Origin of the sequence: Haloimpatiens massiliensis (genome assembly GCF_900184255.1) — a bacterium.
GTDB lineage: Bacteria > Bacillota > Clostridia > Clostridiales > Clostridiaceae > Haloimpatiens > Haloimpatiens massiliensis.
Genome location: NZ_LT854640.1, coordinates 1,476,940 through 1,503,389, shown reverse-complemented (window position 1 = coordinate 1,503,389; position 26,450 = coordinate 1,476,940). Strand labels below are relative to the sequence as shown.

Genomic DNA, 26,450 nt, shown 5'->3' with positions numbered 1-26,450 from the left:
AAGGAGGTTAAAGCCTATGGCAAAAACGAAAACTACCACTGAACCGCTTTTGGAAAATGAGCATGTGAAAGAGCTTTTGGCGATATTGCGGGAAAACAATTCCCCGTCCACAAAAGATTTTCTTGCGGTTCTGCATCAGGTCGGAGCAATGGAAAAACAGCTTGACGCCGCTGTAAAGGAGCTTGCCGCCATGCGGCAGGAACTCCGAACAGCACAGGAACAGAACCACCCGGTTAAGACTGCTTTGCAAAAGGCGGTCATTGTTATGCAGGGGCAGGTATTGGACTTGCGGGATAAATTGGCGGAGCTAAAGCAAAGCGTCATAGACGGTTGTAAGAACGCCGTTACCGCTTTTAAGGAAACCGGCATTTCCGCGCTGGATAACGTAGCCCGGTTCTTCAAGGTGCGCCCCACTTTAGAAGCCATGCGGGATATGCTCACAAAGGATATTCAGTACGACGATAAGGCTATTGCCAAAATCGAAGCAATCAGCACCGAATACCATCAAGCCGGGCGGCATTTGAAAAACATGGGCCGGGTCATGCTCGGCAGAGAAGCGGCACAGGAAGTAAAACAGCCCGGCAAGCTGGCGGCGGTCATATCCGCTCCATTCCGTGCGGAGCGTTCCCATTTTTCCAGTATAAAAAGCCATATAGAAAAATCTTTGAATACGCTGGCACGGTTGGAAGAACGGGCGGCAGAGAAAAAGCCCTCTATCCGGGAAGCTCTTGCGACCCACAATGAAAAAATCGCACAGGCACAAAAGGACGCTCCCACCACAGAACGCCCCCGCCCTGTCAATGCGGAGAGGTAACACACTTCGGGCCAACTTGGCCCGAAGTCCTCCCGCCTATACGATTGCCATATCTGGCAGGAAAGGAGGAATTTCATGCAGGAAGATATTGAACGCCGGACGGTTGCCCTATCCGTCAATGCCACAAAGCTGACGGGCCGGACGCTGGCAAAGGTGCTGGCGGCAGCACTCCGGCAGATACAAAAGAGCCATCAGAAACGGCAGACACCACAGGGCAGACAGAGCGTAAAAAAGCTGATGAACCACGGCGTTTCTACGAACAGCCTTGATTTGTCCGGGGATACGAAGCTGTTTGACCGTGTAGCCCGGAAATACAATGTAGATTATGCTTTTCACAAAACCGGGCCGGACAAATATTTGTTATTCTTCAAAGCCGGGCAGGCAGACGCAATAACCGCCTGTTTTGGCGAATACACAAAGCTGGTGCTGAACCGGGGCAAGAGCCGCCGCCCCTCTATTCTGAAACAACTGAAAAACTTTGCCGACAGGGAGCGTACCAAACCGCACCAAAAGGAACGAAAACGGGAGGTGACGCGGAATGAACGATAAAATCCGTAAATATGTGATTCCCAATGTTCCCTATCTGTTCGTGCTGTGGTTCTTTCTAAAGCTCGGCACAGCCTACCGCCTTGCGGCAGGTGCAGACTTCGGAAATAAGCTGGTTGGCATGATAAAAACCATAAGCCCGGCATTTGCTTCCTTTGCGCCGGGCTTTGTGCTGTCCGATTGGCTCATTGGCCTTGCCGGGGCGGTCATACTCCGGCTGGTGGTATGGTATAAGGTAAAAAACGCAAAAAAGTTTCGGAGGGATGTGGAATATGGCTCGGCCCGGTGGGGAACGGCAAAGGACATCAAGCCCTTTATCGACCCAAAATTCAGCAACAACGTGATACTAACCGGGACAGAGCTTCTTACCATGAATACCCGACCCGCCAATCCCGCCAACGCCCGAAACCTTAACTGCTGTATCATAGGCTCCAGCGGAAGCGGGAAAACTCGCTTTTGGCTGACCCCACAGCTTTTACAGGCTCATTCGTCCTATGTGGTGGTTGACCCAAAGGGCGGCATTTTAGAGCAGGTCGGCTCTTTTCTGAAAAAGCAGGGCTACAAAATCAAGGTATTCAATTCCATTGATTTTGCCTGGTCAATGCACTATAACCCGCTGGCCTACTTAAAGACGGAAAGCGATATTTTGAAGTTTGTAAACGCTCTGATTGAGAACACAAAGGGCGACGGTAAAGAGGGCGATCCATTCTGGACGAAAGCAGAAACCTTGCTTTATTGTGCTTTAATCGGCTATATCGTCTTTGAGGGGCCGGAGGAAGAACGTCATATCAATACCCTTGTAGATATGCTGAACAGCATGGAAACAAGGGAAGATGATGAAAATTTCAAGAACGCCGTGGACTATATGTTCCTTGGCTTGGAAAAGCGCAATCCCAACCATTTTGCGGTGCGCCAGTACAAGAAATTCAAGCTCGCCAGCGGAAAAACCTCTAAAAGTATCCTGATTTCCTGCGGAGCAAGATTAGCCCCATTTGACATTGGACAGCTCCGTGAGATTATGAGCTATGACGAAATGGAGCTTGACCGCATGGGTGATAAGAAAACCGCCACCTTTTTCATCATCAGCGACACCAATACGACCTACAACTTTATTGTTGCTCTTGCCTTTTCGCAGATGTTCAATCTTTTGTGCGAACGGGCTGACAGCAAATACGGCGGCAGGCTCCCCCATCATGTAAGGGTGCTATGGGACGAAGCCGCTAATACAGGACAAGTGCCTCAACTGGAAAAACTGGTTGCCGTTATCCGCTCCCGTGAAATCTCCCTGTGCCTGTTTTTACAGGCGCAAAGCCAACTCAAAGCCTTATACAAAGACCACGCTGAAACCATTATGGGGAATATGGACAGCGTGATTTTTCTTGGTGGGCGGGAACATTCCACCATCAAGGAGCTTTCGGAGGTCTTGGGGAAAGAAACCATTTCCATGCAGACAGAAAGCCGGACACGGGGCCAGTCGGAAAGCTACGGACAGAATATGCAGCGGCTTGGCAAGGAGCTTATGACAATGGACGAATTGACCACTATGCCGGGCAACAAGTGCATTTTACAGCTTCGCGGTCTGCGTCCGTTCCTTTCCCCGAAATACGATTTGAAACAGCACCCCAATTACAGGTATACCGCCGAAGCCGACAAGCGCAACGCTTTTGACGCTTCAAAGCTGGTAAACCGCCGCATGAAAAAGCTCAGTCCCAATGAGCAGTATACCGTTTATGAAGTAAGTGCCGGCGGGGAAACCGCCGCCATAGACGAGAACGAGGACATTCTCAACTATGATGATGTGGACGACCCGGAAGCATTTGCATAACTTCGGGCCAAGTTGGCCCGAAGTGGAGCCACCAGAGATGGCGGTTTTTTTATACCCGAAAACAATATGAAAACATGGAGGTAACCAGATTATGGGATTTTTTACGAGTGCAGTTAGTACCTTACAGACCCTTGTTGTAGCTCTGGGCGCGGGCCTTGCCGTGTGGGGCGTGATTAACCTTTTAGAAGGTTACGGGTCGGACAATCCGGGTGCGAAATCGCAAGGAATCAAGCAGCTCATGGCCGGGGGCGGCGTTATCCTGCTGGGAACAACGCTTGTACCTATGCTTTCCAGCCTGTTTTAAGGTAGGCCGGTATGGATTTTCTCACCGACTGGATTAACGAATGGATAAAGGGCCTGCTGATAGACGGTATCATGGGCAATTTAAGCGGTCTTTTTGAGAATGTGAACGACCAGATCGGAGAGATTGCAACACAGGTGGGAACTACGCCGGGGAACTGGAACCCCGGCGTGTTCTCCCTCATACGGCAGCTTTCCGAAACGGTTGTCTTGCCGATTGCCGGACTGGTGCTTACCTTTGTCATGTGCTATGAGCTGATACAAATGCTGATTGAGCGGAACAACCTGCACGACATTGACACATGGATTTTCTTCAAGTGGATATTCAAGACCTTTGTCGCGGTACTGCTCCTTTCCAACACGTTCAATATCGTAATGGCAGTATTTGATGTTTCCCAAAGCGTCATTAACAACGCAGGGGGCGTGATTGCAGGAAACACGGCGGTAAGCTCCGATATGCTGGATAGCTTGGAAACCCAACTCATGACAATGGAAATCGGCCCTCTGCTTGGCCTGTGGATGCAATCTTTCCTGATACGAATAGTAGTCGTAGTAATTAACATTGTTGTGTTTGTCATTGTGTACGGCAGAATGATTGAAATTTACCTACTCACCAGTTTAGCCCCTGTGCCAATAGCGACCTTGGTCAACCGGGAAATCGGCGGCATGGGTCAGAACTATCTGAAATCCCTGTGCGCCGTGGGCTTTCAAGGCTTGCTGATTTTGGTATGCGTGGGAATTTACGCAAAGCTGGTGCAGAGTATCGCCGTAGGCGGCGACCCCATTGGAGCCATATGGACGGTTATTGGCTATACGGTTCTGCTATGCTTTACTATGTTCAAAACGGGAAGCCTTGCGAAATCCATTTTTGGAGCGCACTGATAACTTCGGGCCAACTTGTCCCGAAGTGAGAAAGGAGAATTTTTTACTATGAGCAACGAAAAAACACCGGTTCCGCAGGAAGCGGAACCGCAACCCGGACAGGCGGCTTTGCCGCTGAAGCTGGACGTTACCGCCCGGCTCATTGAACCCAAAGGCAATCTTGTAGGCTTTGCCAGTCTGAAACTGAACGACTGCTTTGTAATTGACGATTTCAAGATTTTGCAAAACGACAAGGGCATTTTTGTAGGTATGCCGAGCAAGCCGGATAAGACCAGCAAGACCGGCTACCGGGATACGTCCCGCCCCATCACAAAAGAGTTCCGCGCCGAGCTGACCGAAGCCGTGACAGCAGCTTACCATGCGGAGCTTGAAAAGTTGCAGACCCGCGCCGCTGCCATTGCTTCCCCCGAAAAGCAGTCTATCCCGAAACAGCTTGCAGAGGGAGCCAAACAGGCGGCACAGGAAAACGCCGCCCGTTCTACTACGGCAAAGGCCAGTAAGGCCCAAAATGCAGAAAGGTAACTTCGGGCCAACTTGGCCCGAAGTGCCGGAAAGGAGGATTCTATGCTTTACCAACAGCCGGAACAATCGCCGTGGGGCAAGGTGCAGACCTGTGATATGCTCTGCCCCGGCGTGTTTCTTGTGAGTACCGCCAGTCACGGCGGGACAATGGTTGCAAAGGATATGGCGGCGGTGCTTTCTCCTGCCGCTATCAAGTGCGGCTTCCGTCACAGCGGTTTTCTCTGCTTTGAGGAAGATACGCAGGAAGATGTTGCCCTGCGGGAGCTTTTGGATAAAAAGCTGTGGGCGGTTCCTGACCGTATTAAGGATAAGGTGGCTTTTGAGGAAAACATCAATCAGTCACTTCGGGAACACAACCCGGATTATTGGCGGGTACGGCAGGCCGGGCTTGAAAAGACCCCGGCCCGGCAGACGGTTTCCACTCACAGCGCAGAGCGATAATGAACTTCGGGCCAAGTTGGCCCGAAGTTACGACCAAATGACAAAGCAAAAGGGATGCCCTGCTGGGTCAAGCATAGTTGTCCATAAGGATTCACTTTCCGGTGAAGTGGCTTCGCCATATTGTATATTGGCTTTTACTGCCCCACAGGAAAGCGCGTGCTGTACGGCAAGCTCCAACTGCTCCTGATTTTGTACCGTAAAATCCAAATGTGCCATTTGCTGTTGTGCGCTCGGCTCGTCCGGCCATACGGGCGGAACGTAGTCTGGATTTTGCTGAAAGGCGATTTTTACACCGCCAGAGGGCGAAATAATATCCGTCCACTCGTTTTCTTCCACATGGTTTTTCTTCCAGCCGAGAAGCCGTATATAAAAATCAGATAAAGCGGCTGCGTCCCTGCACTCCAACACAACAGCGTCAAGTGCAATCGGCAACAACCCTTTTGTATTCAATGTTTCCATAAAAACACTCCTTGCTTTTTCTCTAAATTATACCATGAAAACACCCGGAAAGGAGGATTTTTCATTGGCATATGTAAGCGTACCAAATGATTTATCGAAAATAAAAACCAAAGTGGCGTTCAATCTTACCAAACGCCAGCTACTATGCTTCGGAACGGCGGCGGTAGTCGGGATTCCGACCTATCTTTTTACCCGTACCGCCATTGGCAATACCGGGGCCATGCTTCTGATGATTGCCCTAATGCTCCCTTGCTTTCTTATTGCCATGTATGAGCGTGACGGACAACCGCTGGAAAAGGTGGTGCGAAATATTGTCCGCTCCAAATTTCTGTGGCCCCGTACACGCCCCTACCAGACACAGAATTTCTATTCCTACCTAAGCAAACCCGGAAAGGAGGTTTCACCCAATGGCACAAGAAACAAAACGCCCGCCCATTCCTGTAAAAAGCGGAAAGCCTAAAAGGCGTGGGCCGCAGTCGGCACAGCAGACCATTCCCTATAAGGAAATGCTGAAAGACGGTATCTGCAAGGTGCGGGAGGGCTACTACACAAAGACCCTTTCCTATGAAGATATTAACTATGCTGTTGCTTCCAGTGACGACCAAAGCACCATTTTTGACGGGTACTGCGGCTTTCTCAATTACTTTGACAGCGCCTTACCCTTTCAGCTTTCCTTTATCAATCACCGCTCCCGCCCGGAGAACCGTTACAGCGTGAACATTTCCCCGCAGGACGATGATTTTAACAGTATCCGGGGTGAATTTACCGCCATGCTGGAAAACCAGATTGCCAAAAGCAACAACGGCATTGTCCGCTCCAAATACATTACATTCGGGATTCAAGCAGACGGGATAGCGGCGGCTCGGCCCCGCTTGGAGCGAATCGAAGCAGATATTGTGGGGAACTTCAAGAAGCTGGGCGTACAGTCGGCAACCCTTTCCGGGCGGGAACGCCTGGAAGTGCTGCACAGCCAGCTACACCCCGGAGGAAAGGAAAAATTTATTTTCTCTTGGGATATGATACCCAAAACCGGCATGGGAACAAAGGACTTCATTGCTCCCACTTCCTTTGATTTTCGCCAAAGCCGCGCCTTTCGTGTGGGGACTACATGGGGCGCGGCTCTGTATATGCAGATTATGGCTTCGGAGCTTTCCGACAAGCTGTTAGCGGAGCTTTTGGAGGTGGACGCAGAAATGACCATCACCCTGCATATCCAGACGGTAGACCAGACCAAAGCGGTAAAAACGGTCAAGGCAAAGCTGACCGACATAGACCGTATGAAAATGGACGAGCAGAAAAAAGCCGCAAGAGCCGGGTATGACATTGATATTCTGCCCCCGGATTTGCTCACTTACAGCAAGGACGCGGCGGCACTCTTGGCAGATTTACAGAGCCGTAACGAGCGAATGTTTCTTCTCACGTTTCTTGTGGTGAACACAGCCCCCACCCGCCAGCAGTTGGAAAACGATATTTTCACGGTGTCGGGCATTACGCAGAAATATAACTGCTTTCTCAAACGGCTGGATTTTCAGCAGGAACAGGGCTTTATGTCCTCGCTCCCTCTTGGGTACAACGGAATCGAGATACAGCGGGGTATGACAACAAGCTCTACGGCGATATTCGTTCCCTTTATGACGCAGGAGCTTCGCATGGACGGGCAGGCTTTATACTACGGAATGAACGCTCTTTCCCATAATGTGATTATGGCAGACCGCAAAAAGCTGAAATCCGCCAATGGTTTGTATCTTGGAAGCACCGGCTCCGGCAAGAGCTTTGCCGCAAAGCGTGAGCTAATCAACGTATTCCTTGCCACCAAAGACCGCATTATCGTGGTAGACCCAATGGGCGAATACGCCCCGTTAGTCAGGCGGCTTGGCGGTGAGGTCATAGAAATATCGCCCAACAGCCCCCATCACATCAACCCAATGGACTTAAAATTGAACTTAGCCGGAGAGGACAGCCCGCTTTCGATGAAAGCGGATTTTTTATTGTCCTTATGTGAGTTGATTATCGGCGGCAAGGAGGGCTTACAGCCCATTGAAAAAACGGTTATTGACCGTTGTGTGCGCTTGGTGTACCGGGAGCTTGCCCTTGGTATCGGGGACGGGAAAATGCCGCTTCTGCAAGATTTGTATGAAACCCTGTGCAAACAGCCCGAACCGGAAGCCAGACGGATTGCAACCGCCTTGGAGCTTTACTGCACCGGCTCCCTCAATATGTTTAACCACCCTACCAACGTGCAGACCGATAGCCGTATTACCTGTATCGTGCTGAAAAGCATGGGCGAAAACCTACGCAAAATCGCCATGCACATCACAAATGAGCTGGTGACACAGGCGGTAGACAAAAACTTTTCCAGAAGCCTTGCGACCTGGTGCTACTATGATGAATTTCATATTCTCCTGCAAGATGCCCTAAGTGCCAGTTATTTCGTCCGTGTCTGGAAGATGCTGAGGAAAAAGGGCTGTGTACCGAGTGCCCTCACGCAGAATGTAAAAGACCTTTTAGCCAGCCGGGAAATCGAAAATATCTTGGAAAACAGCGACTTTATGATACTGCTGTCACAGGCGCAGGGCGACCGGGCAATCCTCGCTAAACAGCTTGGTATATCGGAACATCAGCTTTCGTATATCGCCCACAGTAATTCAGGGGAAGGGCTTTTGTTCTTCGGCAATACCACCATTCCCTTTGTAGACCGTTTCCCCCGTGGAGAAATCTACAATCTGCTAACCACAAGGCCAGAGGACATACGGGAGGTCCAAAATGCGTGATACGGGCAGGCCGGGCCGCTTGCGGTTTACGCCAAAAGGGCAGGCGGGAACTTCGGGCCAACTTGGCCCGAAGTCAGAAAAGCGAGCTATCCCGAAAAAGGAAACTGCCGGGGAAACACCGCCGCAAACCTCCGACCCATCGGGAGCTTCGCCGCCTGTGGGTAATCGCTCTGACCCTGCCCCGCCTAATACGAAAAAACGAAAATTACAGTTTGATGAGGAAGTCACCCCGGACACCACCATACCACCAAAATCCGTTGCCCCTGCCACTTCGGGCCAAGTTGGCCCGAAGTCGGGAAAGCTCCGACAGGACAGCAAGAAACCCCGCCCCTCGGAACGTCTGCGGCATGACGGGGAGCCGCCGCCCGGTAATGAAAAAACGGACACCCCGCCGGACAGCAAGCGTATGGAGAAATCAAAGCTCCGTATGGAAAAAAGCGGCAATAAGCTGAATACCGCCCGTGAAAAGTTGGCGAATCAGAAGCCGCAGAAAAATCCCGGCCCAGTCAAAACCATCAGCCGTGCCGTCCAGTATCAGCCATGGCGGTATGTGCATGGAAAAATCCATGAAGTGGAGCATGAAAATATGGGAACGGAAGCCGCCCACAAAACGGAGCTTGCCGGGGAACACCTTATCTGGGGCGGTACACGCTTTATCAATCACCGTATCAGAACCCGTCCCGCTCGGCAGGTTCGCAAGTGGGAAAGCAGACATATCAGCGCAAGAGCCGATTACACCTACCGCCAGCTTGTGCAGGAAAATCCGGGCTTGCAAAGCAATCCGGTTTCCCGGTTCTGGCAGAAGCAACAGCTAAAAAAGCAGTACCGAAAGCAGGCAAAGGAAGCGGTAAAGCAGGGCAAAAAAGCGGTGAGGTTCACAAAAAAAATTGCCCGAACGGTTGCGGCCTTTGTAAAGCGCAATCCCAAAATTCTATTGCTTGGGCTGGTGCTGTTCCTGCTGATTGTGGTTCTGCAATCCTGCATGGCGGGAATCACCACCATTGGCAACGGCCTGATTAGCGTTGTAGGCGGCACTTCCTACGGTTCGTCGGACAGCGATATTGAAGCTGTGGACGAAAGCTATACCGCACTGGAAAAGGATTTACGGGATCGGCTCTCCCGAATAGAAAGCGATTATCCAGACTATGACGAGTACCGCTATTCCGTGGACGAAATCGGGCATGACCCCTTTGAGCTGGCTTCCTATCTGACCGCCAAATACGGCGGCTACACCCCGGCGCAGGTACAGACCGAACTGCAAGCCCTATTCGGGCAACAGTATATCCTGACCATCACGGAAACGGTGGAGGTACGCTACCGCACGGAAACCGATACTTGGACGGACGAAAACGGCGAAACCCATACCGACACCTACGAGGTTCCCTATGATTACTATATCCTCAATGTGTCTTTAAAAAATAAGTCATTGGGGGCTGTAGCTCTTACCAATCTCGACCCGGAGCAGTCGGAACGCTATGCCATTTACCAAAAGACCAAAGGCAACCGCCCTTATCTGTTTGAGGGCAATATTTACGCCCATGCCGGAGAATACACCGATTACGACATACCGCCACAAGCTCTGGCCGACCCGGAATTTGCCGCTCTGATTGCGGAAGCGGAGAAATATTTAGGCTATCCCTATGTTTGGGGCGGTTCTTCTCCCTCCACTTCCTTTGATTGTTCGGGCTTTGTGTGCTGGGTCATCAATCAGTCTGGTGTGGGAAGCGTGGGGCGAACGACCGCAACGGGGCTTTTCAATTTCTGTTCCCATATCCCACCGGGCGAAGCACAGCCCGGCGACCTGATTTTCTTTCAAGGCACCTACGACACTCCGGGCGCAAGCCATGTGGGAATTTACGTAGGAAATGGCATGATGATCCATTGCGGCTCTCCCATACAGTACGCTTCTATCAATACAAGCTACTGGCAAAGTCACTTTTTAGGCTATGGGCGTTTGCCCTAACGAAACATAGGAGGTAATTTTTTGAACGCGAAAATTGAACGTGTCAGCAAGGACATACAGAAAACAAAGGAAAAAATCAATGAGTTTCAAACAAAGCTGCGGGAGCTGGAAAAGCAGAAAATCGAGCTTGAAAATTTGGAAATTGTGGACGCGGTGCGCGGCATGGATATTTCCCTGACCGACCTTGCCGACCTGCTGAAAGTGGCAAAGACAGGCGGGGCTACTTCGGGCCAACTTAACCCGAAGTCCGCAGTACCCGCCCAAACTGAAAAGGAGGAAATCGAAGAATGAAGAAATTTCGTATGATGGCGGTGCTGTGCGCCGCTTTTTTAATGGTATTTTCCTTTAGCACTGTGGCCTATGCCAGCGGCGGTGAGGAAACCCCGGAAGTAACGGAAGCTCCGGCGACTTCTGAAACCAATCCCTTTACCCCAGCCGGAACGGGAACCGTAGTCAATACCGCCACGGACGAGGACAGCAAGCAATTCTACACCATCACCACCCCGGACGAAAATGTATTTTACCTCGTGATTGACCTTCAGCGGGAAATGGACAATGTGTATTTTCTGAATGCCGTGACGGAAAAAGACCTGCTGGCTCTTGCGGAAAAATCCGAGGATACCGTGGAAAATGAAACCGCCGCTATTTCTACTCCCGAACCGGAAAGCGGTTCTGAAACAGACATAAGCTCCGAAACTTCTTTAGAAACCTCTGCGGAATTGGAGCAAAAAAGCAATACTACCATGCTCCTGCTGGTGCTGGCGGTTGTAGTGATTGGCGGCGGGGCCGGATATTACTTTAAGATTTATCGCCCGAAGCAGGAACAGGCCGCTTTGGCAGAGGACGAATTTGACGAATACGAAACCAACCCTTACGACGAGCAGGAGGACGATACCCCTCCGTGGGAAGTGGATGGGGAGGATTCGGATACCGGGGAGGACGAGGACGCATGAACTTTACTAACAGCCCCTATGAAAAAATGATGAAAGAAAAGCCCCGTCCCTGTCGCCCGGTTCCACCGCGCAAGCCGCCGAAAGGCTCCCCTTGCCGGGATTGCAGTTATTGGAACGGCTCTGTCTGCGTGGGCGTTTGCTACCGGGATTTGATTTTGCCGCAAAGGGAGGGAACTTCGGGCCAACTTGGCCCGAAGTCAGACGTATGAGTGCCGAACCCCGGGAACTGACCCGCCAGGAACACGCCGCAATCCGCAGGCTGGTAACAGGGATATGCGCCAACTATGACCCGGAATATGGCTGTCTGCCCCTTGATTACGGCGGCTGTTATATGATGGATAAATGCTGGACGGGCACATACTGCAAATATTTTCAAAAGGCCGTGCTTCCGCTTAACCCGGTGCTGGAAGCTGATTTAGCCGGAAACCCTACGGTGCTTTCCCGTAAGACCTGCCCGGTCTGCGGGGCGGCCTATCTTCCTGTTACCAGTCAGGCCTATTGCTCCGAAGCCTGCCGCCGGAAAGGAAAACGCGAAGCAGACCGCCGCCGCCAACAGCGGCACAGGCGCAAAAACAGGGGGTAAGGTGTCACGAAGTTTGCCCCCAAAAGCCTTGATTTCCGGGGCTTTCCGGCGCCGGTTTCAAGGAAAAGGTATCTATGCTTCCTGCCCCCACTTTTTGCGGGTAACAGCGTGACATTTCCATGTATGAGAACGGAGGGAAAAATGAGCGATAACGTAAAAGGATATGAAATCAAACGGGCCATTGCCTTTGAGAATGACCGGGGTTTTGCTCTTGGGGAAAATCCGCAGGCGGTACAGCCCTTTGCCACATGGCAGTTTACCGAGGACGCAAGCGGCAGGCGCGATTATTATTGGGGGCACTATACCACCGATAAAGCCGCCGCCACAAGGGATTATGAGAACCGTGTTTCCGAATATCATCATGACTACCGCGTATCCGAAAAATCGGCTTATCGATATTATTCTACACAAAGGCCGGTGGATATTGGCACGTTCCCCAAAACGGAGAACGGCCCGTTATACCTTGTGAATTTTGATAAGCCGGAAAGTGTGGAACAGGGCCGCTTTCTGGCATGGGGCTATCTTGTGTATGACGCACCTCTGACAGAAAAGCAGATTGGCGATTATGAGCTTCGGGCAGCTCCCGGCAATCCCGACAGAAAAGCTCCCATGCGGGAACCGGGAGAAAGTAAATCAATTACCGCCCGGCTGGCAGAGGGAGCAAAACAGGCGGCACGGGACAATGCCGCCCGTCCTGCTCCCCAAAAAAGCGCAGAGAAAGACAGGTAATCACTTCGGGCCAACTTGGCCCGAAGTCACTAAAAAGGAGGTTTTTTGAGAATGGAAAAGGATAACTATTTAAAAAATGCAGAGCTTTCGATCGAGCAGAATTACAATATGATTGATGGGATTCCAAATAATGCCCCTCTGCCTGTTCCGCAGACCATGCCGGAGGAAAGGCCGAAAGACCGGGTAAAGGAGCCGCCGGCAAAACACCGGAGCCGGGAACGGGAGGAACGGTGAGTCGCCCCAAACGCAGGCGCGGCGTTCCCCTTTATGTTTGGGTGAGTGATGATGAATACGCTGCCATTCAGGAGCGTATGGCACAGGCCGGAACACAGAATTTAAGCGCCTATATCCGAAAAATGGCGCTCAATGGCTATGTGTTAAATATTGACATTTCCCCTGTCCGGGAGCTGGTTTCCCTGCAACGCAGATGTGCCAACAATCTGAATCAGGTTGCCATTCATGCCAACACCTACGGCATTTATCCGTCCGAAATTACCGCTCTGCAAAAAGATTATACCGAGCTATGGGGCCGGGTTTCAGAGGTACTCAAACAGCTTACGGCGATAGTGGAGCTATAAGAAAAGCGGGGAGCGTTGGCACATGCCGTCGCTCCCCGCTTTTACTTTAGCAGGTAATTAGCCTTGCCAAGTGTCAACAATTGGTTTCCAATCCAGGGAACGCTCTTCGGCATGTGTCCAAACTTTCCAAAAATCTGGAGTGTCCGATTTAGGCCGGTTTTGTGAAGGGATATCTTTAATATCTACCACAGTAGGAATTGAAACGGCAGAACCTAAAATAATAGCTTTTTTAGTTGGTAAAGCGGGGAGTTCTGATAAAATATTTCCCATATTATCTGGAACCATTCTCCTGACCATATCTTGATCACGATCATTTACGATTCTATGCAAGATAAAAGAATTACACTGTGATAAAACTGTCGGGGATAATTCGGAAGGACGCTGTGAAGAAACAACAAGTCCCAAACCAAATTTTCTACCTTCACGCGCTATCTTCTCAAATACTTGTGTACATAGTTTTTCTGACGAATTATCATTATTGTCAGAATACTTTTTTATAAAGTTATGAGCCTCTTCCATAATTAATAGTGTTGGAAGTTCCTTTTCATAGTGTTTTCGGTATCTCTGCAATGCTTCAAAAATTAGCCTTGCAATGACCGAAACCATCAAATGGACTATGTTTGAAGGTAATAGGGATAAATCAATAATACAAATTTTTGCCTTCTTTTCTTTTGATTCACCCAAGAATAAATTTACCCAGTCTAACAAAGTGATTTGTGGATTGTTTCCAATGACGGGCGACAGTACAGAATTACGAAGAATACTCTTAATTCTTATAGTCATAAAATCAATATATTGTGCCACTTGGGTATCATTTGCAAGTGCAGCGATATAGGGGGCAAGGTTTTCAATGGGGAATTCTATAGGATCATCTTCATTACATGTTAAGTTTTCGCTTGCTTTTCCAAAAGTACCAGAGATACCTATAGTATTACTAAGAATTATTTGAACATCTTGCGCGGGGAAAATATTGTAGTACAAATTTCCGTTATATGTACCTTGATATTGTTGAATTGTAGTATCAGTAGTGTCACAAAAATTTATTAAATCTGTTTTATAATCGTTCGTTTCCTCAAGCTTTAGAACTTCGAGCCTTAGCGTTTCAACTCTAGCCTTAAGTTCTTTACCGAATTTTGTCCTTTCATTAGATAAATGAGATTGAGAAACGATGGATTCACGCAGAAAACATTCCAATTTATAAATAAAAATTTTAATACGATCTCCAGTTACAGTTTCTTTGCTGAATTTAGTACAATCTTGGTTTGCTGCTTTTAAATCTCTAAGAGCTTCACGCAATAAAGGCTTTTGTGTTTTATCACTTGCTTGAAATACACTAGCCCATTCAGAACTTGTCCACATCCATGCAGGAATCCGCAGTTGAGAAGAACTGGATTTATCCAAATCCTTTACAGTACAATGTGTTACATCAACATTTAAATTATCAAATGAATGTTTATATTCTCCATTAGGGTCAAGGATAATAAATCGAGCATTTGGAGATTTTTGACCAGCTTTTTCACTTGATTCTATTGACCACCTTATCAATCCAGAAACCGTACAGGATTTTCCACTTCCTGTGTTTCCGAGCACAGCAAGATGTCTCCCAAAAAGTTCATTAACAGAAATACGGACATCCCTATTACCAGCTAATGGTGACGTTCCAATTGTGATGGATTCTTCATCATGGTTTTCAATGATAGTATCCATTTGCTCCGGGTCAGGAAGAAGAATAGGGTCACCTACAGTAGGTAAGGTAAATGCTCCTCGTTCAAATTCAAGGCCATTTAATGTAGCTGTGATATGACCAAGTATATTTAACGAAATAATTCGCGCTCCCCGGGGAAGATTGACCTCACTATTTACATTTAAATGATTATATCCTATCCACGAAATCATGCCAACTAAGCACCCCGTTTCATTAGGGATGGTTAAAAAACTATTTATTCTTGGGAATAAAGATATATTACCCTCAGTAATGGAAACATTTGTTGGTGCAGTATCCAATAAGAAACCTTTAATTTCAGAAGGAGAAACCGAGTCTACTATTCCGATACATTTATCTGAATAATTATTAAAGTTCATTCTCCACCTCCGCACTAACCTCTGCTCTGTCCAAATATCCTTTACGAGCATCAACGAGTTTACTTGCCGATTCAGTTATCGTGTCAATAGCTGCTTTCGGTAAATAAAATTGTACCAAATTTTCAATACTACCAAACTCGCCACCACAGAGTAATGTTATTTGAGCAAGATTAATTTGTCTTAAAAATCCAACAAGACGTTCGTCTATTCCATAGGAAATAATGATTAAATGCGTAGAGGGAGTACTAAGCATTTCTTTTATGATTTTATTTATATGGGTATCACCAAATCCGTATCCATATGTCACCAATGTTGAATTTGGCCGACATATTGCACTGCTAAAATCACGAAAGAGCTCCGAATATGGATATAAGGCTGTTTCAACTGATTTCATGGAATTAGGATAAATCATTAAATGGTCACGATAAGTTTTATCTTTGGGTAATTCAACTTTTTCAGCTCCGAATCGAAGGCAATCCTTATAAATTGCATTATCTTTATTAACCCAATCTACAGAGCCATGAATTTTACTATAACGAACAACACCTTCTGCATAGCGAAATTCATTTTTGGCATCTGGTGTCCGATAATAATAATCAATTGTAGCTGGACTTTCTTGAAAACGGGGAACAATTTTTCCCCAAAAGCGATCCAAAATTTTAATACCTGAATAATCACAAGCGAGTTCTATAAAACGATCATAATTGGTTGTAAAAATATGCGTTCGCTCTCTGGTTGCAGTCCTACTACTGAAAGATGTAATAAATGACTTAAGTAAAAATAGTGCGAATTCTGCTTTAGCTGATTGGATAGTATCTGAAGATTCTAGTGCTGTCATAAAACTTTTTTCTGCTTCTAAAATACTATTACTAAAATCAGTAAGAACAATATCAATTTCAGCACCAAGCTTCTTTGCTGCTTTATCATTATTATCTATTTCGTAGCCATGAAGCAAGGATAAAGCGGTTCGTATCTGATCTTCAATATTATAATTACCTCTTCCCATTTGCTTTGCGGCATTTTCAGCATAAGTGTTTATTTTAGTAGAAAAGTCCTCACCAAATTTTGCCTTTGCCATAGAAGATGACTTAACATCAGCAGAAGAACAGATTGCCATCGTAAGTCCAGTGCCGATTAACATAGATAAATGTTCAGTTTGTAGTGCTGCACTAAGCCACGGTTCAATTCTCTTTCGATATTGTTCACGCATAGACTGTAAGTCTTTTTCCCCATTGAAATTATCAAATACAGGGAATTCAATCTTACTGCTAATTTTTAAACAATTCTGGTTTTCGAGCATCGATTGATACAATGTTTCATCAATATTCATAATTGTTCTTCTCCTTCGCCTTTATCCATCCTTTTCGTTGCAAAAGCAGCAATATGTACCAAATTTAAAAAATGGTAAAATTTATTTATAGCTTAATTGTAAACTCAAATTGAACTAAATAAAAAATCCATAGAGGTTTTCCTGTGTTAAGATTGAATCACCACAAACCAAACTTAACAGAAAGGACAATCACTATGGACTATCCTAACAATACCACAAATTCTCGCAAACAAAAACATTTAAATTTTGAGGAAAGAGTCACCATACAGCTTCGCCTTAAGGATGGGTATACGCCATATCGCATTGCAAAGGAGTTGGGGCGTTCCATTAACACCATAACCAATGAAATTAAAAGAGGCACTGTAGCACAGATTATCCAAAACAAAAAAGTTATGGTATATCTGGCTGACACTGGCGAATCGATTTACAACCGCAATAGAATGAACTGTTGCCCCAAATTTAAACGCTTTACTTGTTCCTCTTTTGTTACACACGTGTGCAACGAAATGAGGCTTAAAGAATGGTCTGTTGACGCATCTGTAGGTTCTACTGTTAAAAGTGGTAAATTCAAACTTTCAGAAACTGTATGCACCAAAACCATCTATAACTATATTGACCTTGGTTTAGTAGATATTGCTAATACGGATTTGCCTCTAAAGCTTCGTAGGAATAATAAGCCCAAAAGAGTTAGACACCATAAGAGAAATCTTGGTAGGAGCATAGAAGAACGCCCAGAATCAGTTGACAGTAGGCATGAATTTGGCCACTGGGAAATTGATACTGTCATAGGCTTAAAAGCTAAAACTGACAACGTCCTCCTAACGATAACTGAACGTCAAACTCGTAATTCAATTGTTAGGATAATTCCATCAAAAACGGCTAGTGCAGTTAGGGAAGAACTTAATAAAATCAAGGATTATTTCGGTTCAAAATTTAGCCAGATATTTAGGACAATCACTGGAGATAACGGTTTGGAATTTGCTGAATTATCAACCCTTGAGAAAGATACCGATACAAAAGTTTACTTTGCACATCCGTATTCTCCTCACGAACGTGGAACAAATGAACGCCATAATGGTTTGATTAGAAAATTTATACCAAAAGGTGTTGCTATATCTAAATTTAGCATTGATGCTATTGCTTTTATTGAAGACTGGTGTAATCAACTTCCAAGAAAGATTCTTGGCTACAAAACGCCGGAAGAACTCTTTGAAGAACAGTTGGACATCATTTATTCGTGTTAACAAATTTAGTCTTACCAGAAAATTAGTTCAATTTGTTATTGCAATTTAGGAAATTTATTTATATTTAATTATACAGCATTTTCCTTACATAAACAAGCTGACTTCGGGCCAACTTGGCCCGAAGTCCCGGGACAAGATCGGTGCGGCCTCGACAACATTGTTGCACCCTGCCCAAAATGGTAAAATATAGGTAGGATACAACAAGAAAGCCACTCAATGAAAGGAGATTTTTTATGAAGTTTATCAAGCTGATATTTAAGATTATCGCCGCGCCGTTTGTGGTTCTGTTGACGATAATAACACCCATGATTGAATTTGTGTTCTGCTATGCCGCCGCTCTCTTACAGGTAGTTTCCGGGATAGGCGTTCTTATCAGTATTGCCCTGCTGATAAGCGGTGAAAAGCTGGGCTTCGGCGTGTTCCTGTTCCTGTCGTTTTTAATTTCACCCCTTGGGATTCCCGCCATTGCGGAATACCTCATTGACGGACTGCACAGCCTAAACAATTCGCTTCGCTTTTTCATTGTAAGCTAACAGCGGCATAACAGAACTGCCGGGCAACTTCGGGGCAACTTGGCCCGAAGTTGTTTTTTCGAGGAAAGGAGGAAACGACATGGCAACCACCCGCCTTATGACCCGTCACACGGGAAGTGGCATGACCATTATGGAAACTTTAAAGGACGGTTTTGACTACGGGAAAAATCCAGATAAGACCCGCAACGGAGATTTAATTCTTGCCTATGAATGTGACCCTGCCACGGCTGACGCAGAATTTTTACTCTCCAAAGCAAAATATAAGGCTATTACCGGGCGGGAGCAAAAACGGGAGAATGATGTGCTGTATTATCAAATCCGACAGGCATTCCCGCCCGGCGAAACAGACCCGGAAACCGCTCTTAAAATCAGCTATGACCTTGCTATGCGCTGGACAAAAGGGCGACACGCCTTTTTCGTGGTTTCCCATGCTGACCGCCCCCACCCTCATTGCCATATTTACTACAATTCCACCTCACTGGACTGCACCCGGAAATTCCGGGATTTTATCGGTTCTGCCCGTGCGGTGCGGCGGCTTTCCGACCGGATATGCCTTGAAAACGGACTGTCTGTTATTACCAATCCGAAACGCCACAGCAAGGGGAAATTCAAGCATTACGGGGAATGGCTGGGAGGTCATAAACCGCCTACCTTTCAAGAAAAATTAAAGGCACAAATTGATATTTGTCTTGCAACGAAGCCGCCGGATATGGACACTTTTTTACAGGCAATGACGGCGGCTGGCTATGAAATCAAGCAGGGGCGCGGCGGCACGATCAGCTTTCGGGCAGAGGGGCAGGAACGCTTTACCCGGCTCCGTGCTTCTACGCTTGGCAAGGGCTACGGGCAGGAGGATATACAAGCGGCGATTGAGGGAAAAGCCGCTCCGCAGGAACGGCGCAAGGTCAATCTGATTGTGGATATTCAAGCCCGTATGAAAGCCGAAAAAGGACCGGCTTATGAACGCTGGGCAAAGGTATTCAACCTCAAGCAGATGGCGGCAGCTTTACAGTATTTGCAGGAAAATGGTTTGCTGGAATATGCAGATTTGGAGCAAAAGACCGCGGAGCTTACCGACCGTTTCCATACGCTTTCAGACAGCATAAAAGCCACCGAAGCCGCTATGCGTGTCAATGCGGAGCTAAAGGCAGCGGTGGTGGATTATGCTAAAACCCGTTCTGTATTTGAGGGGTACAAGGCGGCGAAGTACAGCAAGAAATATCTTGCCGAGCATGAAGCCGATATTGCTACCTACCGGGCGGCGCAGGACATCTTCCGGCGTTTGCTGTCCGGGGCGAAGCTCCCCAAAATGGATACGCTCAAAGCGGAGTTCCAGCGGTTATCGGCAGATAAGAAAAAGGCTTACCGGGAGTACCGGGAAACCAAAAAGGCCATGCAGGAAATTGTTACGGTGAAAAGCAATATAGACCACCTGCTCGGCCTGACGGACGCGCAGAAAAATAAGGAAATGGAGCGATAGCGAACATGACGCAACATGAGGTGCAACGCACCGACTTCGGGCCAAATTGGCCCGAAGTCGCAGGGTTTGGGGCGGCTTGCCCCAACAAGCAATTTTTAAGAGTTGACCGCAGGGAAATTCTTAAAAATGTGCAAGTGTCAATACACTTGCCCTGCTTGCGGGTTAGCGTAAGCCCCAAAAATGGCACAAAAATTGTGGTTTGCTTTTAATATCCTTCCGCCCCAAAATTCCGATTACCAAATTTGTATTTTAAATTTGCATGTCTATCGAAAATCATTATCGCACTTTTTCCTTTGAGATATCCCATGATTTGCGATATACTGTATTTTGGTGGAATTGAGAGAAGCAAATGAATATGGTCGGGCATTATATGTCCTTCTATGATCGCAATTCCCTTCCTTTTGCATAAATCTCTTATGATTTGCCGTATGTCGTCCCTCAATTGATAATAGATTATCTTTCGCTGATACTTCGGCGTGAATACGTGGTCATTATGTCTGTCTGTGTGCGGTGATGATGGTGAAACTGTAAGCATTTACGGTAATTTCGCTGCCGAGATGTACTATGATACGACTCCAGAGGCAAGATATATGGAGCTATGGTTGCCATTAAGTTCATCGCAAAGTATAATGCAAATATGGATAAAAACAATGGAATACAAAAATAATCTACTCCGGTTTTTTGCCTATTGGTATGGCGATTTTTGGGCCTTTAGCAGATGTTGTCCCATTTCGTTGGGTTATGGTTTGGTTCAGGCGTTGCGTTAATTATTATTGCTACAGTTACACACTGCAATCTCATTTAGCAAATAAATAGATGTATCATGGAAAAATGCGAATGGATATTACTCGCTATTTATATAATTTGGAGGGTTATAAAGTTGAATAAAATAACAAAAAAGAATGTCATTCCCATACTAAGCGTTACAGTGGTTGGTGTTTTATTAGGTCTTTTTTCGGCCTATATAGACAATAGGCATATCCATATCAATTTCTTCTTAGGTCAAATAAATGTAAATGCGATTCTTTCAAATTTTGGTATATGGATCCTTATTGCATTATTTATTTCATTAAAAAGCGAAAAATCTATTTCAGCTGCAATTAGAGTTTTGTTTTTTTTCTTAAGTCTAAATATTACATTTCATATATACCATTTATTGATTCATGTTAATGTTAATAGCTATATGTTAATTTGGTATACAATTACCGCAATATCGCCGTTTTTGGCCGTTTTATGTCATAAAATAAAGCAAGATAATATCTTAGCGGTATTACTATCAGCAGGTGTTATTTCGGTAATGCTTTTGCAAATTATGTCCAGTAATCATGATGATATGTATTGTGAGATAATATTTTTAATTTGTGCTATAATTCTTATGCATAAAAAATTGATTACAACATTAATATCACTGTGTATAGGACCTGCTATTGCCTTTTTTCTGTATCAAATGCCTTTCTTTTCCTGAATGAGATGGTTTTTTAGTAAAAAGTCTGAAAATATGAAGGATTAATAGATGTTTACGACTTTTGCGAAGGATTTTGGATTGGAGTATATTTTGATATAATAATGACGCTTTCCAAAGGAAAATGTCCTTATCTAATACAATGGAATATTGATATGTGTTTGCGAGGGAACTGAACAAGTTGAAAAAGGTAAGACCTGACCTCTAGACCTGTGGCTAATACCGGCGTAAGAAAGCAATTTCTTACGCCATCTTTGCGTCTGAAAGAGCTTCCGAATTAATTGAAGTCTCTCATTTACACCCCTTGATAGATTACATAGATAGAGTTATCAAATGACAAATTGAATTGCCATACAGAAAAATAGACTTGCTCTGCGATTTTATTAGCCCTTAATAAAAAATCAACTTGACAATAATACAATGACAGTTTTGGTTACTTGGTCTTTAAAAATATTGAAGTCTAAGCCGTTGTGTGAAAATGCAGATTTTTCCTGTCTAAGAGCATCAATTAAAATGCAGCAAGTGTAAACTTTTTCAAATAAGTCATCTTGCGTTATGCCATTTTTATTTAATAGCTCTTTAATTTTTAAAAAATATTCATTTTCAAAATTGGAAAAATGACGATTGATATCAGTATCTTCTGATATCATCATTCTTAACTGAGCCAGAGCGTGACTGGTATCGGCATATAAGTCAATATAATAACAGATCCAATTTTCGACAAAACTAGCTAGTGAAAAAGGTTGTTGCAAACTTAATTTTTCAAGTAAATGGCCTGAAATATTTTCAAGATAATCGTGAAAAGCAGCAATGTATATTTGTTTCTTATCTTTAAAGTAACTATATAGCGCTCCTGTTGAGATACCAGCACGTTTGGCAATCTCAATTGTATTGGTTTTATAATATCCTTTTTCGCAAAAAAGGGCAAACCCGGCATCTAGTATTTTTTTCTTTGTTTCAATAGAACGTTTTTGAATGGGTTCTCTTACATCATTCATAATATCACCTCTTTTTTATTATACTTGGAACTTTAAATCAGGTCAATGAAATGTGAATCATTATTCGCATTTTGTTGACATCTATCAATGCGGGTACTATAATAATAATGTGAATAATCATTCGTATATAGTCCAGCTAAGAAATGTCAATAAGAATTAAAAAAATAATTAATATTTTTATTATCTTAAAAAAGGGTAACCTTAATAAACTTTTGTTAGACTAACAAAAAACGGAAATTATATTTATGGAATTATACTACGCAGCGAAGCCGCATTTCGCTTTGAGATAATTCTTTTGGTGTTCTTCTGGTGTAATTATTTCAAATTCTTTCCCATCACGAAGAATGGCAAATAATATGTTACAAACTTTATGCATAACTGCCCCAAGAGCAATCATTTTAGGCTTACTTTGGCACTTTAAAAGATAGTATTCTCGAAGTACTTGATTTTTGGCGGAGCCATCTTTGTTTTTGCTTATGCTGATTAATGCCATAGTGTGAATTACTCTTCTGGCAATTCGAGAGCCTCGCTTTGACATACTGATTTTTGTGCCATTAAAGTTGCCAGATTGCTTTACTGCTGGATCTAAACCAAAATAAGCAAAAAGCTGTTTTGGTGAGTTGAACGCAGAGAAATCTCCGATTTCTCCCATGAGGCTTACAGCAGAAAGAAAACCTGCACCTTTAAATGTTTCAATCAAGTGAATTTGCTTTACAAAATCAGTATTTTCATTTTCATCAACAAGCTTATGCATTTCAGAGAGTATAGAAGAAATCTCTTCATCATACTTTCGAATAAAGCTTATGTATAATCTAATACGCTTAAAATTACTACTTACAGAATAACCGAAGGTCTTTGCATCATTGGCAGCCTTTATAATGGCATTATACTTATTATTAGCATATGTAAGCCCAAAACGAGCTGTAGATCTTATAGAATCAATAATCTCTTCTTTGGAAGCATTTAAAAATGCATCTGGAGATGTGTATGTTTCTAATAAGGTTAATGATGTATTAGTAGTTATTTTTGAAAAAATTTTAAGGTATTCTGGAAATACCATCCGAAGTTCACTTTGAAGTTTGTTCACATAAGCAGAACGGTTGTCCATCAAATCATAATACTCTCTTGAAAGATTTCTTAAATCAAGAGCAAGATCTGATGGCATAAGAGATACTTTTAAATCTGGCTTTAAGCCTATTAAGGCAGCTTTTTTTGAATCAAATCTGTCATTATGCACTTTTCTAATGTTAATGTTTGTGCTATTCTTAGTGATGATAGGATTAATTAGGTTAACATTAAATCCAGTATCACGAAGATAGCAGAAGAGTGGGTAATGATAAATTCCCGTGGATTCTAGGAAAATGCGACTTTCCAAAGAATACAACTCTTCTGCTTCTTTTATTTTAGAAACAGCGAGTTCAAGGGAATCAATGTTTGAATGTAGTATTTTAAAAGGCTTTCCAACAAAGGTCTGGTTAGGAAGTGCGATAGACATCCAACTGAAATCTGCACCAACATCAATACCGACCGAGATAAATAAATTTTTAAATAAAATGTTTGACATGAGCAAAAGCTCCTTTCCGATAGGAATCCATTTCCATCTAATGAGTACACAACCTTGCGAGTTATACAGGTATAGCCTGAGGCTCCCAACCAGCCGAATCATAAAACCTCATTGAATGGACTAATTGACTAAATCACGGGTATGAGTCAGCAGATACTGACTTCCCAAGGAGGAAAACATTATTTGTCCTATCCTTGAAGATTATACTTTATGAAAAGTCTGGAGTCTATATAGGAACCGTCAAGCATGATAATTAACTAAGATAACATCTGATGAAGGAAGAAATCCTTCTTCTGTTATCTATTATAGAAACAATTAAATTGAGATGAGTAGTCTTAATGACTACATCATTATTATACAAGGAGGTAGAATAATGGATTTTTTAACACTGGCAAAACAACGCTGCACAACACGCGGCTTTACGGGAGCACAGATTCCAAAAGATGACTTAAATCAGATTTTATCGGCTGGACGTGTCGCCCCTACAGCCTGTAATAAACAACCACAAAGGATTATTGTTGTTCAAAGTGAAGAAAACATTTTAAAAATTAAAAAGGCTTATCAAACGTTTGGTTCTAAGTGTGTTTTTATCGTGTGTCGGGATCGACGGGATGAATTAATACGGCCATTTGATCAAAAATGTTCTGGCGATTTGGATATAGGTATTGTCTGTGACCACCTGATGTTGGCAGCAAGAGAATTAAATATTGGAAGCGTAATGGTTGGTTTGTTTGATCCCGCAATTATAAGCAATGAATTTCATTTACCAGAGTACATAGAACCGACAGCTTTACTCTTAATGGGGTATCCAGAAAAAGGCTTTTTAAGTCCAGAGCGTCATATTGCCCAACGCAAAGAAATAAGCGAAACGGTGATGTATGAGAAATATATAGATTAAGGTAAAAGTCTTCCATAGGAGTTGTTGAGTATGAAAGTATTAGTAAGTGCATGTGTACTAGGATGTAATTGTAAATATAATGGAAGAAACAATCGCAATGAAGCTGTGATTGAATATCTAAAAGGAAAAGAGGTTCTCAGTATTTGTCCTGAAATGTTAGCCAATATGCCTATTCCCCGACCATGTGCTGAGATTGTTGATGAAGTAGTGATGGATGATAAGGGAAATAATGTTGATTCTGATTATAGGAAAGCAGTTGCGCTTGCATTAGAAAAAATAGAAGGAGAAAAAATTGATTTGGCTATTTTGCAGTCAAGAAGTCCAACTTGCGGAGTTAACAATATATATGATGGAACATTTACCGGGAAGCTAATATCTGGTCAGGGACTTTTTGCTAAAGCCCTGATTACTAAAGGGTACCCCGTAAAAGATGCAGAAGATTTTAATATGTAGATTCGAAATAGAAAAATTCAATGTTTTTGCCGAATATCAGTTGGTCGTCGTGTCTAACTTTTCATTACATTAGAAAGAGGGATTAGCATTGCTGATCCCTTTTTCTGTACTCCAAAGGGGTACAGCCAATCTGTTCTCGGAAAGTTTTCGTAAAGTAGCTGCTGCTTTGAAATCCGCATTGAAAGGCAATATCGATAGAAGTCATATCTGTATCGATTAACATTTGACATGCTTTTTGGATTCGATATTGTTTCAGGTACTGATTCGGTGTGGAATGGATTGTACGGTGAAAACAGCGCAGAACTTCGCTTTCACTGATCAGCGCTACCCTTGCTAAAGTAGAGATGGTTATGGTTTCTGAAAAATGCATCTGAATGTATTGAAGCATGGTTTTTATTCGATCGGCATTTCGAAGATTTCGAATGCTGGGTTTTGCTTCACATATGGAATGATTTGTTAGCACAATTAGAATCAATTGCGATAATTCGTTCCTGACATATATTTCAAAACCATTTTCAGTGTTATAAAGTCTGTTCCATACAGAAATCGAGTAAGCGAGTATTTTGTCCTGCCAGTTAATGAATGGGTCTAATAAAATGTATGGCAGATTTTTATTCTGGATAATCGGCTCAATATAATTTTGCCAGTATATACTATCTATGCTTCCGATTAGCCTTGGATGAAAAACAATGGATCTTAAAACGTATTCGCCATCGTTTGTTGCATGAATGGAATGAAGAAAGCCTGCATTGATAAATATCCCTTGATTTTTGTTTAGGATATGTTCTGTGCTATTAACAGATACTTTTATCGATCCTGAGATTACCCATATAATCTCAAAATCTTCGTGCCAGTGCCAGGGAATAGAATAGCTTGATAAGTTTTCCTCATAAAAAGCAATCGGGAATTCTGACGTTCCATGCTTTTGAACTTCTTCACCGGAAGAATTCACTGTTACATTACATTTTGCTATGCTCATACAAGATACCTTCTCTTTGACGATTTTATTATATAATTTCGAGTGAAATATTATATAAAAG

28 protein-coding genes and 1 pseudogene are annotated in these 26,450 nt (G+C 44.3%); 22 read left to right on the top strand and 7 right to left on the bottom strand.

Going from position 1 to position 26,450, the window contains the following annotated elements:
- Positions 1 to 16 precede the first annotated feature (16 nt).
- From C1715_RS15315 to C1715_RS15285, 7 genes are all read left to right on the top strand, one after another.
- The gene (locus C1715_RS15315; protein ID WP_020072987.1) at positions 17 to 814 is read left to right on the top strand and encodes a DUF6674 family protein; all 798 of its coding nucleotides are present in this window, start codon (positions 17 to 19) and stop codon (positions 812 to 814) included.
- Between the two features lie 75 nt (positions 815 to 889).
- Positions 890 to 1,363, top strand: a complete 474-nt coding sequence (locus C1715_RS15310) for a PcfB family protein (protein WP_020072988.1) — start codon at positions 890 to 892, stop codon at positions 1,361 to 1,363.
- Positions 1,353 to 3,185 carry a VirD4-like conjugal transfer protein, CD1115 family gene (locus tag C1715_RS15305; protein ID WP_102401268.1) on the top strand — a complete coding sequence of 611 codons (1,833 nt, stop codon included), beginning with the start codon at positions 1,353 to 1,355 and terminating at the stop codon, positions 3,183 to 3,185. Before C1715_RS15310 ends, C1715_RS15305 begins: the two co-directional genes overlap by 11 nt.
- A 91-nt stretch (positions 3,186 to 3,276) precedes the next feature.
- Entirely contained in the window at positions 3,277 to 3,489 is a 213-nt protein-coding gene (locus C1715_RS15300; RefSeq protein ID WP_011988858.1) for a Maff2 family mobile element protein, read from the top strand.
- Between the two features lie 11 nt (positions 3,490 to 3,500).
- The gene (locus tag C1715_RS15295; RefSeq protein WP_020072990.1) at positions 3,501 to 4,367 is read left to right on the top strand and encodes a VirB6/TrbL-like conjugal transfer protein, CD1112 family; all 867 of its coding nucleotides are present in this window, start codon (positions 3,501 to 3,503) and stop codon (positions 4,365 to 4,367) included.
- A 48-nt stretch (positions 4,368 to 4,415) separates the two neighbouring features.
- Positions 4,416 to 4,889 (top strand): SpoVG family protein, encoded by a 474-nt coding sequence (locus tag C1715_RS15290; protein ID WP_020072991.1) that lies wholly within the window; start codon positions 4,416 to 4,418, stop codon positions 4,887 to 4,889.
- 42 nt (positions 4,890 to 4,931) lie between these two features.
- The gene (locus tag C1715_RS15285) at positions 4,932 to 5,330 is read left to right on the top strand and encodes a DUF7007 domain-containing protein (protein ID WP_020072992.1); all 399 of its coding nucleotides are present in this window, start codon (positions 4,932 to 4,934) and stop codon (positions 5,328 to 5,330) included.
- A gap of 27 nt (positions 5,331 to 5,357) precedes the next feature.
- Here C1715_RS15285 and C1715_RS15280 read toward each other — a convergent pair whose 3' ends face one another.
- Complete coding sequence (locus tag C1715_RS15280) at positions 5,358 to 5,789, bottom strand: VOC family protein (RefSeq protein WP_020072993.1); 432 nt, start codon at positions 5,787 to 5,789, stop codon at positions 5,358 to 5,360.
- Between the two features lie 64 nt (positions 5,790 to 5,853).
- Here C1715_RS15280 and C1715_RS15275 point away from each other — a divergent pair, with 64 nt between their 5' ends.
- From C1715_RS15275 to C1715_RS15230, 9 genes are all read left to right on the top strand, one after another.
- Positions 5,854 to 6,249: a PrgI family protein gene (locus C1715_RS15275; RefSeq protein ID WP_020072994.1), complete on the top strand. Its 396-nt coding sequence runs from the start codon at positions 5,854 to 5,856 to the stop codon at positions 6,247 to 6,249.
- Positions 6,197 to 8,560 carry a VirB4-like conjugal transfer ATPase, CD1110 family gene (locus C1715_RS15270; RefSeq protein WP_029161778.1) on the top strand — a complete coding sequence of 788 codons (2,364 nt, stop codon included), beginning with the start codon at positions 6,197 to 6,199 and terminating at the stop codon, positions 8,558 to 8,560. The genes C1715_RS15275 and C1715_RS15270 overlap by 53 nt, the downstream gene beginning before the upstream one ends.
- Positions 8,553 to 10,523, top strand: a complete 1,971-nt coding sequence (locus C1715_RS15265; RefSeq protein ID WP_029161777.1) for a C40 family peptidase — start codon at positions 8,553 to 8,555, stop codon at positions 10,521 to 10,523. Before C1715_RS15270 ends, C1715_RS15265 begins: the two co-directional genes overlap by 8 nt.
- 21 nt (positions 10,524 to 10,544) lie before the next feature.
- Complete coding sequence (locus C1715_RS15260) at positions 10,545 to 10,814, top strand: DUF4315 family protein (RefSeq protein ID WP_020072997.1); 270 nt, start codon at positions 10,545 to 10,547, stop codon at positions 10,812 to 10,814.
- Positions 10,811 to 11,476, top strand: a complete 666-nt coding sequence (locus tag C1715_RS15255; protein WP_020072998.1) for a DUF4366 domain-containing protein — start codon at positions 10,811 to 10,813, stop codon at positions 11,474 to 11,476. Before C1715_RS15260 ends, C1715_RS15255 begins: the two co-directional genes overlap by 4 nt.
- A 205-nt stretch (positions 11,477 to 11,681) precedes the next feature.
- A complete protein-coding gene (locus C1715_RS15245) occupies positions 11,682 to 12,059 on the top strand; it encodes a cysteine-rich VLP protein (RefSeq protein WP_020072999.1) in 378 nt (125 codons plus the stop codon).
- Between the two features lie 141 nt (positions 12,060 to 12,200).
- On the top strand, positions 12,201 to 12,788 hold the full coding sequence (locus tag C1715_RS15240) for a defense against restriction DarA-related protein (protein WP_020073000.1): 588 nt from the start codon (positions 12,201 to 12,203) through the stop codon (positions 12,786 to 12,788).
- A 51-nt stretch (positions 12,789 to 12,839) separates the two neighbouring features.
- Positions 12,840 to 13,022 (top strand): DUF4316 domain-containing protein, encoded by a 183-nt coding sequence (locus C1715_RS15235; RefSeq protein WP_020073001.1) that lies wholly within the window; start codon positions 12,840 to 12,842, stop codon positions 13,020 to 13,022.
- Positions 13,019 to 13,366 (top strand): plasmid mobilization protein, encoded by a 348-nt coding sequence (locus C1715_RS15230; RefSeq protein WP_020073002.1) that lies wholly within the window; start codon positions 13,019 to 13,021, stop codon positions 13,364 to 13,366. Before C1715_RS15235 ends, C1715_RS15230 begins: the two co-directional genes overlap by 4 nt.
- Positions 13,367 to 13,423: 57 nt before the next feature.
- On the opposite strand, the gene C1715_RS15225 is transcribed toward C1715_RS15230, so the two are convergent.
- Positions 13,424 to 15,448, bottom strand: a complete 2,025-nt coding sequence (locus tag C1715_RS15225) for an ATP-binding protein (RefSeq protein ID WP_027103904.1) — start codon at positions 15,446 to 15,448, stop codon at positions 13,424 to 13,426.
- A complete protein-coding gene (locus tag C1715_RS15220) occupies positions 15,438 to 16,778 on the bottom strand; it encodes an SIR2 family protein (protein ID WP_020073004.1) in 1,341 nt (446 codons plus the stop codon). The genes C1715_RS15225 and C1715_RS15220 overlap by 11 nt, the downstream gene beginning before the upstream one ends.
- 194 nt (positions 16,779 to 16,972) lie before the next feature.
- On the opposite strand from C1715_RS15220, the gene C1715_RS15215 reads away from it, so the two are divergent.
- The 3 genes from C1715_RS15215 (at position 16,973) to C1715_RS15205 (ending at position 20,035) form a co-directional block, all read left to right on the top strand.
- On the top strand, positions 16,973 to 18,022 hold the full coding sequence (locus C1715_RS15215) for an IS30 family transposase (protein WP_102401957.1): 1,050 nt from the start codon (positions 16,973 to 16,975) through the stop codon (positions 18,020 to 18,022).
- Positions 18,023 to 18,255: 233 nt separating this feature from the next.
- Positions 18,256 to 18,555 (top strand): CD1845 family protein, encoded by a 300-nt coding sequence (locus tag C1715_RS15210; RefSeq protein WP_020073005.1) that lies wholly within the window; start codon positions 18,256 to 18,258, stop codon positions 18,553 to 18,555.
- Positions 18,556 to 18,634: 79 nt separating this feature from the next.
- Positions 18,635 to 20,035: a relaxase/mobilization nuclease domain-containing protein gene (locus tag C1715_RS15205; protein WP_029161776.1), complete on the top strand. Its 1,401-nt coding sequence runs from the start codon at positions 18,635 to 18,637 to the stop codon at positions 20,033 to 20,035.
- A gap of 208 nt (positions 20,036 to 20,243) precedes the next feature.
- Here the strand turns inward: C1715_RS15205 and tnpA are convergent.
- Positions 20,244 to 20,570 (bottom strand): annotated as a pseudogene (gene tnpA, locus C1715_RS15200) (IS200/IS605 family transposase); the annotation flags it as partial.
- A gap of 345 nt (positions 20,571 to 20,915) precedes the next feature.
- On the opposite strand from tnpA, the gene C1715_RS15195 reads away from it, so the two are divergent.
- Positions 20,916 to 21,500: a hypothetical protein gene (locus tag C1715_RS15195; protein WP_020073007.1), complete on the top strand. Its 585-nt coding sequence runs from the start codon at positions 20,916 to 20,918 to the stop codon at positions 21,498 to 21,500.
- 398 nt (positions 21,501 to 21,898) lie between these two features.
- Here the strand turns inward: C1715_RS15195 and C1715_RS15190 are convergent, their stop codons facing one another.
- Entirely contained in the window at positions 21,899 to 22,495 is a 597-nt protein-coding gene (locus tag C1715_RS15190; protein ID WP_009064831.1) for a TetR/AcrR family transcriptional regulator, read from the bottom strand.
- Between the two features lie 256 nt (positions 22,496 to 22,751).
- A complete protein-coding gene (locus C1715_RS15185; RefSeq protein WP_035287686.1) occupies positions 22,752 to 24,059 on the bottom strand; it encodes an IS110 family RNA-guided transposase in 1,308 nt (435 codons plus the stop codon).
- A gap of 373 nt (positions 24,060 to 24,432) precedes the next feature.
- Here C1715_RS15185 and C1715_RS15180 point away from each other — a divergent pair, with 373 nt between their 5' ends.
- Positions 24,433 to 24,957, top strand: coding sequence for a nitroreductase family protein (locus C1715_RS15180; protein WP_009064821.1), 525 nt, complete (start codon positions 24,433 to 24,435; stop codon positions 24,955 to 24,957).
- A gap of 30 nt (positions 24,958 to 24,987) precedes the next feature.
- Positions 24,988 to 25,410, top strand: a complete 423-nt coding sequence (locus C1715_RS15175; RefSeq protein WP_011988846.1) for a 2-thiouracil desulfurase family protein — start codon at positions 24,988 to 24,990, stop codon at positions 25,408 to 25,410.
- Between the two features lie 82 nt (positions 25,411 to 25,492).
- Here C1715_RS15175 and C1715_RS15170 read toward each other — a convergent pair whose 3' ends face one another.
- Positions 25,493 to 26,389, bottom strand: coding sequence for an AraC family transcriptional regulator (locus tag C1715_RS15170; RefSeq protein ID WP_009064827.1), 897 nt, complete (start codon positions 26,387 to 26,389; stop codon positions 25,493 to 25,495).
- Between the last annotated feature and the right edge of the window lie 61 nt (positions 26,390 to 26,450).

Bases quoted from the DNA above. Each gene is read 5' to 3' on its own strand.
- C1715_RS15220 (WP_020073004.1), bottom strand. From the start codon at position 16,778: ATGAATATTGATGAAACATTGTATCAATCGATGCTCGAAAACCAGAAT.
- C1715_RS15245 (WP_020072999.1), top strand. From the start codon at position 11,682: ATGAGTGCCGAACCCCGGGAACTGACCCGCCAGGAACACGCCGCAATC.
- C1715_RS15190 (WP_009064831.1), bottom strand. From the start codon at position 22,495: ATGAATGATGTAAGAGAACCCATTCAAAAACGTTCTATTGAAACAAAG.
- C1715_RS15210 (WP_020073005.1), top strand. From the start codon at position 18,256: ATGAAGTTTATCAAGCTGATATTTAAGATTATCGCCGCGCCGTTTGTG.
- C1715_RS15285 (WP_020072992.1), top strand. From the start codon at position 4,932: ATGCTTTACCAACAGCCGGAACAATCGCCGTGGGGCAAGGTGCAGACC.
- C1715_RS15170 (WP_009064827.1), bottom strand. From the start codon at position 26,389: ATGAGCATAGCAAAATGTAATGTAACAGTGAATTCTTCCGGTGAAGAA.
- C1715_RS15280 (WP_020072993.1), bottom strand. From the start codon at position 5,789: ATGGAAACATTGAATACAAAAGGGTTGTTGCCGATTGCACTTGACGCT.
- C1715_RS15305 (WP_102401268.1), top strand. From the start codon at position 1,353: ATGAACGATAAAATCCGTAAATATGTGATTCCCAATGTTCCCTATCTG.
- C1715_RS15300 (WP_011988858.1), top strand. From the start codon at position 3,277: ATGGGATTTTTTACGAGTGCAGTTAGTACCTTACAGACCCTTGTTGTA.
- C1715_RS15310 (WP_020072988.1), top strand. From the start codon at position 890: ATGCAGGAAGATATTGAACGCCGGACGGTTGCCCTATCCGTCAATGCC.
- C1715_RS15295 (WP_020072990.1), top strand. From the start codon at position 3,501: ATGGATTTTCTCACCGACTGGATTAACGAATGGATAAAGGGCCTGCTG.
- C1715_RS15265 (WP_029161777.1), top strand. From the start codon at position 8,553: ATGCGTGATACGGGCAGGCCGGGCCGCTTGCGGTTTACGCCAAAAGGG.
- C1715_RS15205 (WP_029161776.1), top strand. From the start codon at position 18,635: ATGGCAACCACCCGCCTTATGACCCGTCACACGGGAAGTGGCATGACC.
- C1715_RS15215 (WP_102401957.1), top strand. From the start codon at position 16,973: ATGGACTATCCTAACAATACCACAAATTCTCGCAAACAAAAACATTTA.
- C1715_RS15180 (WP_009064821.1), top strand. From the start codon at position 24,433: ATGGATTTTTTAACACTGGCAAAACAACGCTGCACAACACGCGGCTTT.
- C1715_RS15185 (WP_035287686.1), bottom strand. From the start codon at position 24,059: ATGTCAAACATTTTATTTAAAAATTTATTTATCTCGGTCGGTATTGAT.
- C1715_RS15255 (WP_020072998.1), top strand. From the start codon at position 10,811: ATGAAGAAATTTCGTATGATGGCGGTGCTGTGCGCCGCTTTTTTAATG.
- C1715_RS15235 (WP_020073001.1), top strand. From the start codon at position 12,840: ATGGAAAAGGATAACTATTTAAAAAATGCAGAGCTTTCGATCGAGCAG.
- C1715_RS15315 (WP_020072987.1), top strand. From the start codon at position 17: ATGGCAAAAACGAAAACTACCACTGAACCGCTTTTGGAAAATGAGCAT.
- C1715_RS15290 (WP_020072991.1), top strand. From the start codon at position 4,416: ATGAGCAACGAAAAAACACCGGTTCCGCAGGAAGCGGAACCGCAACCC.
- C1715_RS15270 (WP_029161778.1), top strand. From the start codon at position 6,197: ATGGCACAAGAAACAAAACGCCCGCCCATTCCTGTAAAAAGCGGAAAG.
- C1715_RS15175 (WP_011988846.1), top strand. From the start codon at position 24,988: ATGAAAGTATTAGTAAGTGCATGTGTACTAGGATGTAATTGTAAATAT.
- C1715_RS15240 (WP_020073000.1), top strand. From the start codon at position 12,201: ATGAGCGATAACGTAAAAGGATATGAAATCAAACGGGCCATTGCCTTT.
- C1715_RS15225 (WP_027103904.1), bottom strand. From the start codon at position 15,448: ATGAACTTTAATAATTATTCAGATAAATGTATCGGAATAGTAGACTCG.